This window comes from Streptomyces sp. HPF1205 (assembly GCF_020400825.1).
Classification (GTDB): Bacteria; Actinomycetota; Actinomycetes; order Streptomycetales; family Streptomycetaceae; genus Actinacidiphila.
On record NZ_JAINVH010000013.1, the window covers coordinates 19,134 to 34,970 of the forward strand.

The 15,837-nt window shown below is 74.0% G+C and carries 19 protein-coding genes; 6 read left to right on the plus strand and 13 right to left on the minus strand.

All coding sequences use genetic code 11. From position 1 onward, the window contains the following. The first annotated feature begins 89 nt into the window (after positions 1-89). Positions 90-1,280 carry a xylose isomerase gene (gene xylA / locus K7G61_RS16595; RefSeq protein ID WP_225847624.1) on the plus strand — a complete coding sequence of 397 codons (1,191 nt, stop codon included), beginning with the start codon at positions 90-92 and terminating at the stop codon, positions 1,278-1,280. 166 nt (positions 1,281-1,446) lie between these two features. On the opposite strand, the gene K7G61_RS16600 is transcribed toward xylA, so the two are convergent. Then, on the minus strand, positions 1,447-1,779 hold the full coding sequence (locus tag K7G61_RS16600; RefSeq protein ID WP_225847625.1) for an Asp23/Gls24 family envelope stress response protein: 333 nt from the start codon (positions 1,777-1,779) through the stop codon (positions 1,447-1,449). Between the two features lie 379 nt (positions 1,780-2,158). Next, positions 2,159-2,683 carry an Asp23/Gls24 family envelope stress response protein gene (locus K7G61_RS16605; protein WP_225847627.1) on the minus strand — a complete coding sequence of 175 codons (525 nt, stop codon included), beginning with the start codon at positions 2,681-2,683 and terminating at the stop codon, positions 2,159-2,161. Positions 2,684-3,078: 395 nt separating this feature from the next. On the opposite strand from K7G61_RS16605, the gene K7G61_RS16610 reads away from it, so the two are divergent. Further along, on the plus strand, positions 3,079-3,951 hold the full coding sequence (locus tag K7G61_RS16610) for a phosphatase PAP2 family protein (RefSeq protein WP_225847628.1): 873 nt from the start codon (positions 3,079-3,081) through the stop codon (positions 3,949-3,951). Between the two features lie 28 nt (positions 3,952-3,979). Here the strand turns inward: K7G61_RS16610 and K7G61_RS16615 are convergent, their stop codons facing one another. Further along, complete coding sequence (locus tag K7G61_RS16615; RefSeq protein ID WP_225847629.1) at positions 3,980-4,372, minus strand: VOC family protein; 393 nt, start codon at positions 4,370-4,372, stop codon at positions 3,980-3,982. 245 nt (positions 4,373-4,617) lie between these two features. Next, complete coding sequence (locus K7G61_RS16620) at positions 4,618-5,454, minus strand: oxidoreductase (RefSeq protein WP_225847630.1); 837 nt, start codon at positions 5,452-5,454, stop codon at positions 4,618-4,620. Between the two features lie 109 nt (positions 5,455-5,563). Here K7G61_RS16620 and K7G61_RS16625 point away from each other — a divergent pair, with 109 nt between their 5' ends. Next, a complete protein-coding gene (locus tag K7G61_RS16625) occupies positions 5,564-6,853 on the plus strand; it encodes a glycosyltransferase 87 family protein (protein ID WP_225847632.1) in 1,290 nt (429 codons plus the stop codon). A 218-nt stretch (positions 6,854-7,071) separates the two neighbouring features. Here the strand turns inward: K7G61_RS16625 and K7G61_RS16630 are convergent, their stop codons facing one another. Further along, positions 7,072-7,833 (minus strand): GPP34 family phosphoprotein, encoded by a 762-nt coding sequence (locus K7G61_RS16630; RefSeq protein ID WP_225847634.1) that lies wholly within the window; start codon positions 7,831-7,833, stop codon positions 7,072-7,074. 186 nt (positions 7,834-8,019) lie between these two features. On the opposite strand from K7G61_RS16630, the gene K7G61_RS16635 reads away from it, so the two are divergent. Both K7G61_RS16635 and K7G61_RS16640 read left to right on the plus strand, forming a co-directional pair. After that, positions 8,020-8,859, plus strand: a complete 840-nt coding sequence (locus K7G61_RS16635; RefSeq protein WP_225847636.1) for an SDR family oxidoreductase — start codon at positions 8,020-8,022, stop codon at positions 8,857-8,859. 83 nt (positions 8,860-8,942) lie between these two features. Then, entirely contained in the window at positions 8,943-9,731 is a 789-nt protein-coding gene (locus tag K7G61_RS16640) for a hypothetical protein (protein WP_225847637.1), read from the plus strand. Positions 9,732-9,759: 28 nt separating this feature from the next. On the opposite strand, the gene K7G61_RS16645 is transcribed toward K7G61_RS16640, so the two are convergent. After that, entirely contained in the window at positions 9,760-10,227 is a 468-nt protein-coding gene (locus K7G61_RS16645) for an HIT family protein (protein ID WP_225847638.1), read from the minus strand. A gap of 50 nt (positions 10,228-10,277) precedes the next feature. Here K7G61_RS16645 and K7G61_RS16650 point away from each other — a divergent pair, with 50 nt between their 5' ends. Beyond that, positions 10,278-10,523: a hypothetical protein gene (locus K7G61_RS16650; protein WP_225847639.1), complete on the plus strand. Its 246-nt coding sequence runs from the start codon at positions 10,278-10,280 to the stop codon at positions 10,521-10,523. A gap of 175 nt (positions 10,524-10,698) precedes the next feature. On the opposite strand, the gene K7G61_RS16655 is transcribed toward K7G61_RS16650, so the two are convergent. The 7 genes from K7G61_RS16655 to K7G61_RS16685 form a co-directional block, all read right to left on the minus strand. Beyond that, positions 10,699-11,010 carry a helix-turn-helix domain-containing protein gene (locus K7G61_RS16655; protein WP_225847640.1) on the minus strand — a complete coding sequence of 104 codons (312 nt, stop codon included), beginning with the start codon at positions 11,008-11,010 and terminating at the stop codon, positions 10,699-10,701. Between the two features lie 179 nt (positions 11,011-11,189). Next, positions 11,190-11,342, minus strand: a complete 153-nt coding sequence (locus K7G61_RS16660; protein ID WP_308190640.1) for a hypothetical protein — start codon at positions 11,340-11,342, stop codon at positions 11,190-11,192. Positions 11,343-11,463: 121 nt separating this feature from the next. After that, on the minus strand, positions 11,464-11,817 hold the full coding sequence (locus K7G61_RS16665) for a DUF6247 family protein (RefSeq protein ID WP_225847785.1): 354 nt from the start codon (positions 11,815-11,817) through the stop codon (positions 11,464-11,466). A gap of 283 nt (positions 11,818-12,100) precedes the next feature. Then, positions 12,101-12,577 (minus strand): SMI1/KNR4 family protein, encoded by a 477-nt coding sequence (locus K7G61_RS16670; protein ID WP_225847641.1) that lies wholly within the window; start codon positions 12,575-12,577, stop codon positions 12,101-12,103. Between the two features lie 298 nt (positions 12,578-12,875). After that, a complete protein-coding gene (locus K7G61_RS16675; RefSeq protein WP_225847642.1) occupies positions 12,876-13,049 on the minus strand; it encodes a hypothetical protein in 174 nt (57 codons plus the stop codon). Positions 13,050-13,252: 203 nt separating this feature from the next. Then, positions 13,253-13,921, minus strand: a complete 669-nt coding sequence (msrA, locus tag K7G61_RS16680; protein ID WP_225847644.1) for a peptide-methionine (S)-S-oxide reductase MsrA — start codon at positions 13,919-13,921, stop codon at positions 13,253-13,255. A 144-nt stretch (positions 13,922-14,065) separates the two neighbouring features. Next, positions 14,066-15,835 carry an FtsX-like permease family protein gene (locus K7G61_RS16685; protein ID WP_225847645.1) on the minus strand — a complete coding sequence of 590 codons (1,770 nt, stop codon included), beginning with the start codon at positions 15,833-15,835 and terminating at the stop codon, positions 14,066-14,068. Between the last annotated feature and the right edge of the window lie 2 nt (positions 15,836-15,837).

Sequence of the window (15,837 nt, forward strand, 5' to 3'; positions counted from 1 at the left end):
ACGTCCGAGAACCAGGCGGCCCCGGGCTTCCCATCATCGGCCTCGCATACTAATTTGTTCAACAGTCTGACGAATAGGAGCCGACCATCATGACGTCCGCCACTCCCGCCACGGGCCCCGTTCCCACGCCCGCCGACAAGTTCACCTTCGGTCTGTGGACCGTGGGCTGGCAGGGCCGCGACCCCTTCGGCGAGGCCACGCGCGCCCCCCTGGACCCGGTCGAGACGGTCAACCGCCTCGCCGGGATGGGCGCGTACGGCGTGACCTTCCACGACGACGACCTCATCCCCTTCGGCTCGTCCGACGCGGAGCGCGACCACCACATCAAGCGCTTCCGCGCCGCCCTGGACGCCACCGGCCTGACCGTCCCGATGGCCACCACCAACCTCTTCCAGCACCCGGTGTTCAAGGACGGCGCCTTCACCGCCAACGACCGCGCCGTGCGCCGCTACGCGCTGCGCAAGACCATCCGCAACATCGACCTCGCCGCCGAGCTGGGCGCCAAGGTCTACGTCGCCTGGGGCGGCCGCGAAGGCGCCGAGTCGGGCGCGGCCAAGGACGTCCGGGTCGCCCTGGACCGGATGAAGGAGGCGTTCGACCTGCTCGGCCAGTACGTGACCGAGCAGGGCTACGACCTGCGCTTCGCCGTCGAGCCCAAGCCGAACGAGCCGCGCGGCGACATCCTGCTGCCGACCGTCGGCCACGCCCTGGCGTTCATCAACTCCCTGGAGCGCCCGGAGATCGTCGGCGTCAACCCCGAGGTCGGGCACGAGCAGATGGCGGGCCTGAACTTCCCGCACGGCATCGCCCAGGCGCTGTGGCACGGCAAGCTCTTCCACATCGACCTCAACGGCCAGACCGGCATCAAGTACGACCAGGACCTCCGCTTCGGCGCGGGCGACCTGCGCGCGGCCTTCTGGCTGGTCGACCTGCTGGAGTCGGCCGGGTACGAGGGCCCGCGGCACTTCGACTTCAAGCCGCCGCGGACCGAGGACTACGACGGCGTGTGGGCGTCGGCGGCCGGCGGCATGCGCAACTACCTGCTGCTCAAGGAGCGGGCCGCCGCCTTCCGGGCCGACCCGGAGGTCCAGGAGGCGCTGCGCGCCTCGCGGCTGGACGAGCTGGCGCAGACCACCCTCGGCGAGGGCGAGACCCTGGCCGACCTGATCGCCGACCGGTCCGCGTTCGAGGACTTCGACGTCGACGCGCAGGCCGCCCGCGGCATGGCCTTCGAGCGCCTGGACCAGCTCGCCATGGAGCACCTCCTCGGCGCCCGCTGACGGCTCCGCCGGGAGCATCCCGGGGGCACTTGGGGGCCGCGGCGCCGGGTCCGGCCGCCGGGACGCCCGCGCGGTGCGCACCCGCGCCGGTGCGCACCCCGCCCGGTGCGCACCCGCGCCGGCCGGGTGGCCGTCGGCGCGCCCGCGGCCCTTGCCCACTCGGCTCTCACACGATGTCCGTCACCGTCACCGAGACGGAGACCCGCGTACCCCACACCCGTGGGAACTCGCCGTGCACCGCCTCGAAGACCGCCGAGCGGACCGCGGCGGCGACCGCGGTGGCCTGGTGGCCGCCGCGGACGGCGAGGGCGATCTCGATGTCCGTGCGGCGGGGCGCGTCGCGTGGCACCACGCGCACGCCCGGCGTGCGGCCCGCGCCCAGCGCGCCGGGCCGCAGCCGGTCGGACGGGCGCGGGCTGAGCCGGGCCACCCCGGGCACACCGGCCGCGGCGCGGGCCGCGGTCCGCTCGATCTCCCGCAGATCGGGCACCCGGCTCACGCCCGCCTCCACCGGATGCCCGGCCGCGTGCCCCACCGGGCCCCGGGCCCGGCTTCCCGTGCGCTCGGGCCGGTGGGGCGGGCGGTGGGTGTGCCGGTCGCGGGCCGGTACAGCGGGCCGTTCACGATGGGGTCCACCTCCGCCGGGTCGGGGCCGATGCGGGCGGCGACCGCCCGCATCCGGGTCCGTACCGCCGCGGCCGCCCGCGTCCGGGTCCGTACCGCCGCGGCCGCCGGCGTCCGGGTCCGTACCGCCGCGACCGCCGCGCCCGCCGGACGGGACGGTACGGGACAGGGCGACCGCGATCCCCAGTCTGCCCCGCGGGGGCTCGCGGGGCAGACCGGAGACCGGGCCGCCCGCCGCGCCGCGGCCCCCGGCGTCACTGGACGCGGGCCTCCTGGGCGTCGTCCTCGTACGGCAGGTGCACGTCCACCACCGCCACGTTGACCTCGACCACCTCCAGGCCGGTCATCCGCTCGACGGCGGCGATCACGTTCTCCCGCACCTCCGCGGCCACTTCGGTGATCGCGACCCCGTAGTCGACCACCAGCTCCAGGTCCACGGCCGTCTGCCGCTCGCCGACCTCCACCTTGACACCGCGAGTGACGCTGGGCCGCCCGCCGGGCACCCTCTCCCGCACCGCGCCCAGGCTGCGGGCGAGGCTGCCGCCGAAGTCGTGGACGCCGATCACCTCGCGCGCCGCCATACCGGCGATCTTCTCGACCACCGAATTGGCGATGGAGGTGCGCCCGCGCTCGGCCGGCACCCTGAAACTCCCCCTGTCCGGAAGCGCGCCGCCGCCCGCGGCCGGGAGGTCCAGGTCTCCCGCCGCTGCGGATATGCGGCCGGAGCCGCCGCTCGCCGTGGTGGTCACCGCCGCGCTTGTCGCCGGATTCGTCGTCATGCCCGTACTTCCTCTCCTGCGGTCCTTCAGTGGTCCCCCGCGGCCGCGCCGCGGTCGTGCCGGTCCTGCCGCGTCCCCAAGGGCGCCTGCGGCGTTCCCCCGCACCCCCGTATCCCCGTATCCCGTTCCCCGTCCGCCGTCCGCCGTCCGCCGTCCGCCGTCCGCCGTCCGCCCACGTGTCGTGGGATACGGCACTCCTGCCCCCTTTCTGCCGCACCGTCACACGCCGTGCGGCAACCGTCCGTCGGGACATCCCCGCAAGGAACAACTCACGCGGGTTCCGCCGTCTTTCCGCGAAAACCGTCCGAGAAGCGACGGGGGGTGGTTCGGTACCTACGGGGCAAACGGTGTTTACTCCAAGGACATGCTTGGGCAACCCGGGGAAGGCGGGGGACATGATGCATGGGAACGCTACACAGACGACGACACCACTGACCGTCCGTTGGCCGAGCCCACGCCTCCCCCTCCCGAACCGCCTCCCACGCCTGCTGCCCGAACTCCTGCTGCTGGCCGCCGTCTACTTCGGCTACAAGTACGGCCGCAAGGTCGCCAACGGCCATCCCGACGAGGCCACGCACCACGCCGACCACGTCTGGTCCCTGGAACGCACCCTCCACCTGCCCAGCGAACGCTCCGTCCAGAACCTGGCGCTGCACAGCCACACCCTCGTCCATGCCGCCAACTACCTCTACGCCACCGTGCACTTCCCCGCGATGGTGTGCTTCCTCGGCTACATGTTCGTCCGGCACCGCGCCCACTACCTGTGGATCCGCCGGGCCATCGTCATCCAGACCATGCTCGCCCTGCTCGGCCACCTCTTCTTCCCCCTCGCACCGCCCCGGCTGCTCCCCATGGCCCGCATGGTCGACACCGCCCAGGTCTACGGTCCGGCCGTCTACCGACCGGATCCCGACACCCATTCGATGTCCAACCAGTTCGCCGCGATGCCGTCCCTGCACGTCGGCTGGGCGCTCGCGATCGCCGTCGGCCTCATAGCGGCCGGCCGCTCCCGCCTGCGCTACCTGTGGCTGCTCCACCCCCTGCTCACCATGCTGGTCGTCGTCTCCACCGCCAACCACTACTGGCTCGACTGCCTGGCCGGCTCCGCCCTGCTCGGACTGGCCCTGATGGTCATCCCCGGCCCCGACCCCGACGCGCCCCTCCCCCCGGACACCCACTGGGCCTGGCCCTTCAAACGCGACCGCGGCGCGGCGGCGCACCCGGCAGCCGCGTCCGCCGCCGCCGGCCCGGGCACGGGGGAGGCGTAGACGTCAGGGCCCGTGGGGCCCTGAGACCTCAGGACCCGGGCGTCCGTATCCAGAGGCAGAACGGGTGGCCCGCGGGGTCGAGCATCACCCGGTTGTCCGGCTCGGGCTGATGGGCGGCGAGGGTCGCGCCCGCGGCGACGGCGGCGTCCACCGCGGCGTCGAGATCGGTGGTCTCGATGTCGAGGTGCAGCATCATCTGCTGGGAGCCGGGCACGGCCGGCCAGGTGGGAGGCACGAACGCCGGCTCGTGCTGGAACGCCAACCCCGGCCCGCCCTGCGGCGGGTTGAGCTTTATCCAGCCCGGCTCGTCCATCGTGACCCGCCAGCCCAGCAGCCGCCGGTAGAAGTCGGCCAGTACCCGGATGTCGGGCGCGTCGAGCACGGTCCCGGTGAAACTCAGCAGCGGCGCCTGCGCGTCCATACGCCCTCCTCTCCCCGCGCGTCCCCCGGCGCGGTTGTGCGTGCTTCGCCCGGGCGGTCGCCCGTACGAACGTCGGTCGAGCGGCGGCACCCCCTCCTTGCCGCCGCTTCGACCACCACGTCCACAGCGTCGCACGCACCACTGACAATCCGGCCGGCAGCGGCCGGGCCGCCCGTATGAGTGCAGGTCAGATGCCTTGCGGGGTCTGCTCGTTCCTCGGCTCCCCGCCCCAGCGCACGCCTGGTTCACGACTGCGGGAAGTCCGCCTCCCGGCTCACGGCGGCCCACGCGCGGGCCTCCTCCGCCCGCTCGCGCCCACTGGACAGGGCCAGTTCGACCGCCGCCGCCCCCAGCAGCAGCCTGCGCGGAGGGTCGTCGGAGCCGACGACCCTGACGATGATCCCGGCCGCGCGGGCCGGATCGCCCGGCTGGGAGCCGTCGGAGGCCCGCCGGTACTCGTTCATCGCGCCGACCGTCTCCTGGTACGCGGCCCCGACCGGCCGCGTCCGCATGGACGAGCCCTGCCAGTCGGTGCGGAAGGCGCCGGGCTCCACGATCAGCACGCGCACCCCGAACGGTCGGACCTCGGCGGCCAGCACCTCCGAGAACCCCTCCACCGCGAACTTCGCGCTCTGGTACGCGCCCATCCCCGGCGTGCCCCCGACCCGCCCGCCCACCGACGAGAACTGCACGAAGGTCCCCGACCCCTGCGCCCGCAGCACCGGCAGCGCCGCCCTGGTCACGTTCACCGTCCCGAAGAAGTTCGCCTCGAACTGCTCCCGGAAGTCCTCGTCCGGCATCTCCTCGATCGGCGCGCTGTTGGCGTACCCGGCGTTGTTGACCACCACGTCCAGGCCGCCGAACACCACCGTCGCGGTCTTCACCGCCGCGACCGCGGCCGCCGGATCGGTGACGTCCAGCGCGGCCACCCGCACCCGCTCCCCGTACTCCTCGACCAGCCCCCGCAGGCTCTCCGGCCGCCGGGCCGTGGCCAGCACGTTGTCGCCGTGCTCCAGCACCGCCGTGGCGAGCGCCCGGCCGAAACCGCGCGAGGTGCCCGTGATCAACCATGTCCGCGTCATCGGTGGTACCCCTTTCCGGCGCGCCCCCTTCACGATTGCGCACCCCCGCCCGCCCCGCCAACGCGGCGCCGTGCCGCATCCGCCTGCCGCCCGCAACCGTTACGTACACATGGTGTGGCTTTCACGGCGGCTCCCCGCGATGCGCGCGTGCTCCTCCCCCGCGGTCCCGGCGCCGCCCCGCGCCCGCCCGGACGACGGGCCGCTGGGGCCCTGGCTGCGTGCCAGGGCCTCCTGGCCGGCGCTCGGGGCAGCCGCGGTGCTGCTGGCGGTGTCCGTCCAGAACGCGGCGAGCGCCGCCGGCGGCGGGCCGGACAACCGGGTGGTGGTGCGCGCCGCCCGGGCCTTCCTCGAGGGCGGCGCCCCCTACGCCGACAAAAGGTTCCTCTACCTGCCCGGCAGCGTGCTGCTCGCCGTCCCCGAGGCGCGGCTGAGCGACGGGACGCTGCGCGTGCTGGCCCCGGTCGCCGTCGCGGCCCTCATCCTGCTGGGCTGGTGGATCAGCCTGCGCATGTTCGGCGTCCCGGCCCGCAGTCGGCTGGCGGTGGGCGTCGCGGGCGGCCTTGCGTACTTCGCGCCTTTCCGCAGCGAGCTGTACCTCGCGAACTGGACCGCCCTCTCCGTCGCCGCCCTGCCCCTGGCGCTGGCGCTGGCCGCCCGGGGCAGGTGGACGGCGGCGGCGGCCGTGGCGGGCGCCGCCATGGCGGTCAAACCCATGCTCGTACCGCTCGTCCTGCTGTTCGCCTTCGCCCGCGAGTGGCGCGCCCTTGGCGTCCTGCTCGCCGTCCCGTCGGCGGTCTCCGTACTCGCGGGCCTGACCCTCACCAACCCGGCGCTGCTGTTCAGCAAGACGCTCCCGTTCCTGCTCAAGGGCCAGGACGCCTACGCCCGCCCGTACGACGCCTCGCTCACCGCGATCCTCCCGCGGCTGGGTGTCGCGCAGCCGGCCGCCGCCCTTCTCGCGGCCTCCCTGGCCGCCGCCGGGGTCTGGGCCGCCTGGTGCCGCTGGCGCGGCGGCGGGGACCAACGGCTGCGGCTGGCGGACACCGCGAGCATGCTCATGCTCGCCGCCTTTGTGGTGACCCGGCCGGCGTTCCTGCACTACGTGCTGGTGGTCCTCCCCGTGCTGCTGGCCTCGCTGCCCATGCGGGCGTCGGTGGCGCGCTCGCCGTGGTTCTGGATCGTGCTGCTGCCGCAGAACGCGGCGGTGTCGTGGCCGTTCCTGGCGACGCACCAGCGCCGGGCCTTCAAGGACGCGCTGATGCTGACCGGGCTGGCGGCGCTGCTGGCCTGGCACTCATGGGTCCGCGGCGCCCCGCGGACGGCGCCAGCCCGGGGCCCGGCACCCCCTGCGGCGGGGGGCGACGCGCCGGCCCGGGCGGGCAAGGAGCTGCGGCCGTAGCGGCGACGGGGGAGAGGGCCTTTGGGGGTGGTGGCGACGTCCGGGATGGCGATGGCGCCGACGGCGGTCGGGGCGGCGGGCGCAACCAGGCGGCGGGCGTCACAAGGCGGCGGGGCGCAGCAGAACGGCGGCCGCACCAAGGCGCTCGGCCGCAACATGGCGGCGGGCGGACCACGGGCGGCGGCCCGCGGCTCGCGTGGCCGTACCCCCGAGGCCGCTCAGTAGCCCCGGCGGTAGTTGTCGGCGGTGGCGTCGTCCAGCTTGTGGGCCCGGCGGTCGCGTTCGGCCGCGAGTTCGGCCAGGGCGTCGGCGAGGCGGTCGAGGACGGTCGCCGCCCAGCGGTCGGCGACCACGGGGACGTCCTGGGCGCCGGGCGCGGGTGCGTACGCCTCGTCGAGGGCCGCCTCGGCCGCCGCGCCCGCCGACCCCCCGGTGACGGCCCACGCCGCCGGGTCTTCCGCCTGCGCCTCCGTCTCGGCCTGCTCCTGGGCTTCCGCCTCTCCCGCTCCCTCCCCGGCGGGCCCCGGCACCAGTCCGACGGCGGCCGCCAGAGCGCCGAGCACCGGCTCGCCCGCGTCGCGGCGGGCCGCCGCCTGGCGTCTGGCGGCGGTGTCGGCCAGCACCGGTTCGCCGGCCTTGAACACCACCCAGCGCCGCCGTTCCTCCTGCCGGACCTCGCCCAGCGACTCCAGCTCCGCCAGATAGGCGTCGGCCAGCCCGCGGCCGCGGCGCCACAGCCAGTCGGTGACGTCCTCGTACGGTTCCGCGCGCCGCACTTGGTGCGACGCCTCCGTCAGCAGCCGGTCCCCGGCCGGACCGCTCGTCTCGGGCAGGATGCGGGCGCCGTCCAGCACGATCACCCCCGCGCCCAGGAGGTCGATGGCCTCGGCGCCCGCCAGCGCGAGCGACAGATCGCCCTGATCCACCGGTCGGCCGGACGGCTCCAGGGCTAGAATCATCAGGTCGTGCGCTGTGGTCATGTACGGCTCCAGACCTCGTTGGTCGGCGGCCGTGCCGGGCCCCGGCCCCGGCCGGGCCCGTCCGCCCGGACCTCTCCATGATCCCTCGGATCGTGTCCGGACGGCGGTCACAACAGGCGGACGGCCCGCGTCATGTCGATGACGGGGCGGAAGGTCCGCCCGAGCCCGCGACAACGGAGCGATGCCATGACAGCACTCCCCATCCTGGTCACCGGCGGTACCGGGACCCTCGGCCGCCGCCTGGTCCCGCGGCTGCGGGCGGCCGGTGCCCAGGTCCGTGTCCTCACCCGCGGCGCGGCCCGCGCGGACGAGGCCGGAATCACCTACGTGACCGGCGACCTCACCACCGGCGAGGGCGTCGAGGCGGCGGTGACGGGAGTGGGCACGATCGTGCACTGCGCGGGCACCGGCAAGGGGGACGACGAACTGACCCGGCGCCTTGTCGCGGCGGTGAAGGCGGTGGGCACCGAGCCGCACCTGGTGTTCATCTCGGTCGTCGGCGCCGACCGCGTCCCGGTGAACAGCGCCGTCGACCGGGCGATGTTCTCGTACTTCGGTTTCAAGCGGGCCGCCGAGCAGGTCGTCGCCGAGTCGGGGCTGCCGTGGACCACGCTGCGCGCGGCGCAGTTCCACGACCTGGTGCTGACCGTGGCGCGGGCGATGACCAAGCTGCCGGTCGTCCCCTGCCCCGCCGGCATGGCCTTCCAGCCGGTCGACACCGACGAGGTCGCCGCCCGCCTCACCGAACTCGCCCTGGGCGAGCCCGCCGGGCTCGTCCCCGACATGGCGGGTCCGCGCGTCGTGCCGTTCGCCGATCTCGTACGCGCCTACCTCCGCGCCACCGGGCGCCGCCGGCTCCTGCTGCCCCTTCCCCTCCCGGGCGCCGGGGCCCGCGCCATCCGCTCGGGGGCCACCGTCGCGCCGGACCACGCGGTGGGCACGCGCACCTGGGAGGACTTCCTGAGCGGCCTGGAGGACGCGAAGGGTGCGAAGGGCGTGCGGACGGCGTCGTCGGCGTCGTCCTGAGCGACGGGGACCGGCACGCGGGGCCGCGGCGGCCGCGGTCCGCCCTCTCCCGGCGCTCCGGCGGCCGCTCTATGGTGAGCGCCATGGACGTGGGCACGGGCCCGGGTCCGGAGCCGGGCCCGGCCCCGGACCCGGACCCGGAGGCGGATTCGGGCGCCGGCGCGGACGTAGAGGTGGACCAGGGCGCGGACGCGGCCCTGGCGGCGGGCGCGGACGCGGCCCAGGCGGCGGGCGCGGACCCTCGGTGGCCGGCGCCGGACGCGAGCGTGCTGCCGTACGGGGAGCGGGTGGCCGTGGCCACGCTGGCCCTGTACGGCACGCTGTTCGTGGTGACCGCCGGGCCCGCGGCACGCTTCGCCCTCCTGGCCCGCGGCTACCCGGTCGTGTGGGCCTTCAGCGGCCTGTTCGGAGCGGCCGCCCTCGTCTTCCTGGCCGCCTGCCTGCGCGGGCTGCGACTGCGCCACCTGAAGCTCGCGCTCGACGCCACCGGCGTGTGGGTGCTCGACCGCGGGCGGACCGCGGTGATCCCGTGGGCGTCCCTGGGCGCGGCCGGCCTGTACTGGACGGAGAAGCAGGGGCGGGAGGCCCTGCTGAGCCTGGAACTGTGCCCGCTCGAACCCGTCGACCACCCCGACCCCCTGCTGCGGAACTTCGTCCGGGACGCCACCCCGGAGGCGCCCTGCCTGCCTCGCATGCGCTACCGGATCCAGGCCCGCCCGGTGCGCCGCGGCTTCCAGGAGACGTGCGAGCACTGGTGCCCCCCTGACCTGTGGTTCGGCCGCCAACTCCAGCCCAGCACCTACGACACGGAACGCCCACCCGCCCCACCCCCGACCGTCCATGCGACGCCGACCCCGCCCGAGCCGCGGTAGCCGCAGGGCCGACACCTTGGGACGATCCCTATCGGGCGCGCGGCTTCCCGTGAAGCTCGGCTCGAAGGGCGAGGGCCATTCGGTCGGCCTCCTGAGCCGTGACCCGCTCCTGCTCAGGACGGCGAAGCAGGTCGAAGACGCCGGGGCCGCGGTGTTCCGCGGGCAGGTCCGGCATGCGCGGGACGATGTGAAAGTGCACGTGAGCGAAGCCTTCGGCCTCGGCGAACTGGACCACATAGGTCTTGAGGCAACCGGTCGCGCGGCGCAGAGCCCGGGAAAGCACCACTTGCCACACCCCCAGCGCGCCGGCCTCGGCATCCGTCAGGTCATGGACGGCGGTCACGTGGCGGCGGGGCAGCAGCACGAGCCAGCCGTGCACGGCGGTGCCGAGGGCGTGCGCTGCCCGCCAATGCCGGTCGAACGCGATGCACTCACGTGGTGGAAGCTCGTCGAACTCGGCTTCCTTGCGGCACGCGTAGCAGTCGGCGATTGTCATGGCCCCGGATCGTAGGGCCGCGCCGTGAACCCGGGCGAGGCCAGCTGCCTTTGCTTCTCGACTGCCTGCGGGCGCGCGTGTCCCCCGTCGAGGACTACACCACAGACGTAGCCGTGATTCACGCGCGTCTGCTGGCGCACGTCCGGCGGGCGGGGAAACCGCGGGGGGCTCACGACCTGATCATTGCCGCGACCGCTGCCGCGACCGCCAGAACCCTCGTCACCTTCGACGGCAAAGCCGCCTTCGACGACTTGCCCGGCGTACACGCCCTGTACGTCAATCCGGCCGCCGGCTGACAACCGGCAAGCTCAGCCGTCGAACTCGGCGATCCCCGTCGGGCAGGACTCGCCCCAGCCACCCTCGACAGGGTCACTCAGCTTGGCCCCCCGCCCCGCCCGGCCCGCGGTAGCCATAAGGGTTCTGGTCGAGGTATCGCTGGTGGTGGCAGTACGTCCCGGCCTTCTTGGCTGATCAGGCCGCGTGCGGGACGAACGAGACGTGGGTCTCGTCGGAGTCGATGGACACGTCCAGCGCGGCGTCGAGTGCGGTGGCCAGGGCACGGAGAAGCGGAAGGGTGGGGGAGGTTCCGCCGCCTTCGATGCGGTCGATGTCGTCCGTTGTCAGGCCGGCGCGGCGCGCGAGGGTCGCCTGGTCGAGGCCCAGGGTCGTTCGGCGGTCGTAGACGGCCTGGCCCAGCGCGATGGCGGCTCCGGCTTCGACGTATGCGGGGTCGGCGCGATGTTCTTCAGGGACCGTCCAGGAGGTGTGGTAGCCCGCGCTCACCCGCCTCCCTTCTGGTTCCGTATGGCCCGTTGGACTTGCTGCTCCTCGTGCCGCGCCTGCTGTGCCAGGTGGCCGGTCGGCGAGGCTTGATTGCAGTCGGGTTGGCGGAGCCCAGGTCGTCCGTCGACCCCGCCCCGGACCTCATCCGACCGGCGTGACGACCAAGGCAGCGCGGGAGACTACAGCGCGTCGAAGGGCGGCACGATGCGCACCACGATGATGAGCGGGTCCCGGGGCGCCACCAGGAAGTAGAACCAGCCACCGGCGGCATCCATCCGGCGGAGGCCGCCGATTCTGGGACCGTCGCCGAAGTCGCTGATGTCGATGCCCATGCCGGCCAGGTCGACGAGTTACTGTAGCCCGCCAGTCGTTCCACTTCGGTCACTGCATGGTCGGGGATGCCGCCTGTTACGTGGTCGTGGTTCGGGTCGTACTCCCAGCGCCAGTCGTGGCTCACCGGGTCAGGAGGCCGAGGGCCTGGTGGGCCTCGTCCAGGATCCGGCCGATCTCGGAGGCGGCCTGCCGTGCCTGGGTGGCGTGGCCCGACTCGGCGGTGTCCTCCCAATGCCGGAGCTCAGCCGCCAGGTGGGGCTGGCGCTGGATGTGGACGTAGACGCCCCATTGGGCGACGAATCGCTGCAGCGGTGCCAGATCGGAGCCCTCACGGGACTGGTCGGCCGCTTGGTCCAGCTCCCGGGCGAAGGCCGGAAGCGCGGCCGGCGCGATCCGGCTGACGGCCTGTCGCAGGGCGGCGACCGTGGCCGGCGGCTGCGGGATGAGCGGTTGCCCGGCGGCCGAGGTAGACATGAACGCTCCCATGGACGCGATTCTGGTCCCGTACGTCAGCGTATCGGGGGTGAACGCCTTCCCGCCGCTCGAACGAGTGACGGGGATGCGTCGTGACCGGGGCGAGGCCAGGTGCCGCCCCGCTCGTGGTCCCGGCGACTCACCCCTCGACCCGCTCCACCCCGGCCGGAAGGGCCACCCCCGTCCCGCCCAGCCCGCAGTAGCCGTCTTTATTTGCGGTGGAGGTACTGCTGGCGGCTGGGGTCGCCGGTATTGCTGCGTTTGCGGTAGCGCCTATGGCGAGTCACGGGCGTTTTCCGCGGTGAGTGCCGACGCTGTTGTGGGTCCGCCTCTGGTATTGGTCGGCGTGGGTGCGTAGCCAGTCGGTGAAGGTCGGGGCGGCAGGGAACGGGATGACGTCGGGGTGGTAGCCCTCGTCGTAGCTCCAGACTTCCGGGTCGGGGCCGGTGCCGTGGAGGAAGGCGAAGCAGTAGCCCTGGTGCATGAGGATCACTCGGTCCGTCGGGCCCAGGGCGAAGGTGGTGTGGTTCTCCCTCAGCAGATCGTCGGCTGCTTCACGCAGGCCCAGCACCTCGGGGTGGAAGACATCGCTGCCTTGCAGGAGGCGACCGATCCCGCCGCCGATGAGTTCGAGGAAGCAGCGGTAGGCGGTTCCGACCGGAGCCGCCTGGTCACGTGCTATGGCATCGATTTCCTGGGCTGACAGGCCAAGCGGCGTCGAGGCAGTAGCCGCTCGGCGGTCGACCAGGCCGGCCACCACTGCGCGTACCCGCTCGTCCGGAGTCATTAAGGGCCACGCCGCGTCGTCAATGCGGTGTGCTGGTCCTGCGGGTAGCTCTGCCTCGGGTTCGGCTGCAGCACCGGCTTGGCCACCGTTTCGGAACCGGAACCATTCCCGCGACATCAAGCGCCCCTTCCCCCGACTGCTCGTTTCGGCTTCGCAGAGCGACACTCGTTCGTCGGCTGCCGCTCCACAAAGGCTTTTAGCGAGGCTTGCGCACGTCGGCCACCGAGAGTGGTCGCGACCCGCAAGCCGCCTGCCTGCCTGCCGGTCCCTGTTACGAGCGGAGATCTGGGGGCGGTGGCCACGGCGTCGGCCCGTCGCACACGCGGTACTGGCTCAACACGCCGATGACGGCCTCGGCCTGGGCGGTGAGCGTGTCGTCCGCGGTGCCGAGGAGTTGGATCGAGACGGCGGAGCCGCCGACCGCCTGGGCGATGCGGAGATCCACCTGGGTGCGGCCGGCCAGGGGATAGCGGAACCAGGCCGTGGCAGGCCGGTCGTCGTCCGTGCCGGACAGGCCGTACTCGACCGCTTGCTAGTCGGCGTCATCGAAGTCGTAGCCGATGAGGTCGGACACGACTGCGCAGAGCGGCCGGAGGTTGGACTCCAGCACCCAGCCGCTCACGAAGACGGGGTCACTCCTGCCCGTTGTCACCCCTCGACCCGCGCCACCCCGGCCGGAAAGGCGACCCCCGTCCCGCCCAGCCCGCAGTAGCCGTACGGGTTACGGGCGAGGTACTGCTGGTGGTACGCGCGGGCCGGGTAGAAGGGGTGGGGGGTGGCCGGGAGGATGTCGGTGGTGATGCGGCCGTGGCCGGCGGCGGACAGGGCGTGCTGGTAGGCGGCCCGGGACCGTTCGGCCGCCGCCTGCTGGGCGGGGGAGTGGGTGAACAGGACCGAACGGACGTGGGTGCCGACGTCGTTGCCCTGGCGGAAGCCCTGCGTGGGGTCGTGCGACTCCCAGAAGAGGGCCAGCAGGTCGCCGTACGCCACCCGGGCCGGGTCGAACACGACGCGTACCGTCTCCGCGTGGCCGGTCAGGCCGGTGCGTACCTCGTCGTCGACCGGGTGGGGCGTGTGGCCGCCCTGGAAGCCGGTCAGTGTCGTCCACACCCCGGCGGTCTGCCAGAACCTGCGCTCGGCGCCCCAGAAGCAGCCCACCGCGAAGTCCGCGACCTCGAAGCCCGCGGGGTAGGGGCCCTGGAGCGCGGTCCCGAGGACGAGGTGCCGTTCGGGGACCTCGTACGCGAGTGCGGGGCGGCCGGGCGGCGCCTCCTCGCGGGTGGGCAGGCGCAGGTCACGGCCGCGTGCGAAGAGCATGCTGTCCCCCTCGTCCCGTCATGGACCTTTCTCGTCCCCCGTACGGCACCCGCGTCCCCCGTACGGCACGTGCGTACCGCCATTGTCCGTCCGCCGGCGCTCGCCGGGTAGCCCGCCGGGCCGCTGCGGCGGGCCCGCGGCCCGTCAGGCGGACGCGGCGGCGACGCGGCCGGCGGGGCTGCGGGTGTGCGCCCACGCGGGCAGGGCGGACAGCGCCCCGGTCACCACCACGGTGGCCAGTGCGGCGCCGAGCAGCCACGTGGCCGGCGGCATGACCATCGAGGGGCTGAAGAACCAGTACAGGAGGAGCCCGGCCGGGACGCCGGCCGCGATTCCCGGTAGCACGGGCAGCAGTTGGGCGACGCAGAACGCCGTGACGACCTGGCCGGGAGTGGCGCCCAGCGTGCGGGCGATGGTCAGGGCGCGCCGCGCCTGCACCGCCGTGCTCCAGCCGAGGAGCACGGTGTTGAGCGTGGACAGCGCCACCAGCGCGAGGGTGACGGCGAGCAGTACCCGCCCGGTCTGCTCGGTCCGCACCTCGATGGGGCCGAACCGTTCGGCGGCGGGGGCCGCGTCGAGTACGGCGTGGAACGTGAGCACCGCGGTGACCATGAGGGTGGTGGCGGCCGTGCCGACGGCCGCCAGGACGGCGCGGCCGGGCCGGCGGGCGAGCAGCCGGATGCCGAGCAGCAGCGGTGTGGGAAGGTACGCCGTCACGGCGTTCAGGTGCGGGTGGTGCGTGAGCAGGTGGGCGGGGTCGGCCAGGGCGCTGACGGTGCTGGTACGGGCGGCGCGTACGGCGGGGCCGAGCGCGCCGGCCAGGGCGGCCACGGCGGCCAGGACGACCGTGGCGGCGACGGCGTCGGTTCCCGGAGGGGTCACCGTGTCGAGCAGCCCGTCGCTGGGATCGACCAGGTGGGGTGCGGCCACCGTTCCGGCCGCCAGCCCGAGCCCGCCGGCCAGGGCGGTCAGCAGTACGTACTGCGCCAGCAGGACGGCGGCGACGGTGCCGGGACCGGCGCCGACCGCCTTGAGCAGAGCGGCACGCCGGTTGTCGCGGCCGGCCCGTAGGGCGGCCAGCCCGGCCAGGGTGACGAACGCGGCGACGGCCAGCAGCCAGCCACCGATGACCAGGGTGGGCTGGGTGAACTCGATCATGGCCGTGTCCGTCCGCAGGATGTCGCTCCAGTAGTGGTAGTTGAGCCACCCCTCGGGCTCGACGGCCCGGACGGCCGCGGACTTGGCGAACCGGCCGGCCGCGCCGGGGTCGGACAGCTTCAGGTAGATCAGGCTCACGTCGGGACTGTCGCCCGCCGCCGCGTGCGCGTCGGCGGCGGTCAGCCAGATCAGGCCGCCGGCGTCGGACGGCCCGACCTGCGCCGGGTCGCCCCACGGGTACACCGCGGTGGCCGCGCTGATCGCGGTCCCGACGACCGGGAAACCGTGCCCGTTGACGGTGACGCGGTCGCCGACGCGCACGCCGAGGTCCCGCGCGAAGCCGCGTTCGACCACCGCGCCGCCCGGACGCACCCAGGTGCCGGAGGTCACCAGCGGCCGGTCCACGGCGGACCGCGAGGCGCCGCGCCCCTCGACCGCGGAATGCTCGGAACGGCCGTTCGCCCGGATGGTGGTGTCGAACGCGAAGAACGGGCCGCCGACCGCGGTCACCCCGGGCACGCGCGCCAGGTGCGAGGCGAAACGCGCGGGATCCGGGTCCGTCGTCGAGGCCATCACGTCGGGGCCCGCGGTGGCCGCGCGGGTCTTGGCGTACCCCGTGGCCACGGCGTGGCCGGTCGCCAGCCCGAGAGTCAGGCTGGCCGTCGCGGCGGTGACGGCGAGCAGGAAGGCGACGGCCTCACCGGGACGGCGGCGCATGTCGCGCAGCACCAGGCGCCACAACAGGACGTATCCCACGG

Bases quoted from the DNA above. Each gene is read 5' to 3' on its own strand.
- xylA (WP_225847624.1), top strand. From the start codon at position 90: ATGACGTCCGCCACTCCCGCCACGGGCCCCGTTCCCACGCCCGCCGAC.
- K7G61_RS16605 (WP_225847627.1), bottom strand. From the start codon at position 2,683: ATGACGACGAATCCGGCGACAAGCGCGGCGGTGACCACCACGGCGAGC.
- K7G61_RS16610 (WP_225847628.1), top strand. From the start codon at position 3,079: ATGATGCATGGGAACGCTACACAGACGACGACACCACTGACCGTCCGT.
- K7G61_RS16615 (WP_225847629.1), bottom strand. From the start codon at position 4,372: ATGGACGCGCAGGCGCCGCTGCTGAGTTTCACCGGGACCGTGCTCGAC.
- K7G61_RS16620 (WP_225847630.1), bottom strand. From the start codon at position 5,454: ATGACGCGGACATGGTTGATCACGGGCACCTCGCGCGGTTTCGGCCGG.
- K7G61_RS16625 (WP_225847632.1), top strand. From the start codon at position 5,564: ATGGTGTGGCTTTCACGGCGGCTCCCCGCGATGCGCGCGTGCTCCTCC.
- K7G61_RS16630 (WP_225847634.1), bottom strand. From the start codon at position 7,833: ATGACCACAGCGCACGACCTGATGATTCTAGCCCTGGAGCCGTCCGGC.
- K7G61_RS16635 (WP_225847636.1), top strand. From the start codon at position 8,020: ATGACAGCACTCCCCATCCTGGTCACCGGCGGTACCGGGACCCTCGGC.
- K7G61_RS16640 (WP_225847637.1), top strand. From the start codon at position 8,943: ATGGACGTGGGCACGGGCCCGGGTCCGGAGCCGGGCCCGGCCCCGGAC.
- K7G61_RS16645 (WP_225847638.1), bottom strand. From the start codon at position 10,227: ATGACAATCGCCGACTGCTACGCGTGCCGCAAGGAAGCCGAGTTCGAC.
- K7G61_RS16660 (WP_308190640.1), bottom strand. From the start codon at position 11,342: ATGGGCATCGACATCAGCGACTTCGGCGACGGTCCCAGAATCGGCGGC.
- K7G61_RS16665 (WP_225847785.1), bottom strand. From the start codon at position 11,817: ATGTCTACCTCGGCCGCCGGGCAACCGCTCATCCCGCAGCCGCCGGCC.
- msrA (WP_225847644.1), bottom strand. From the start codon at position 13,921: ATGCTCTTCGCACGCGGCCGTGACCTGCGCCTGCCCACCCGCGAGGAG.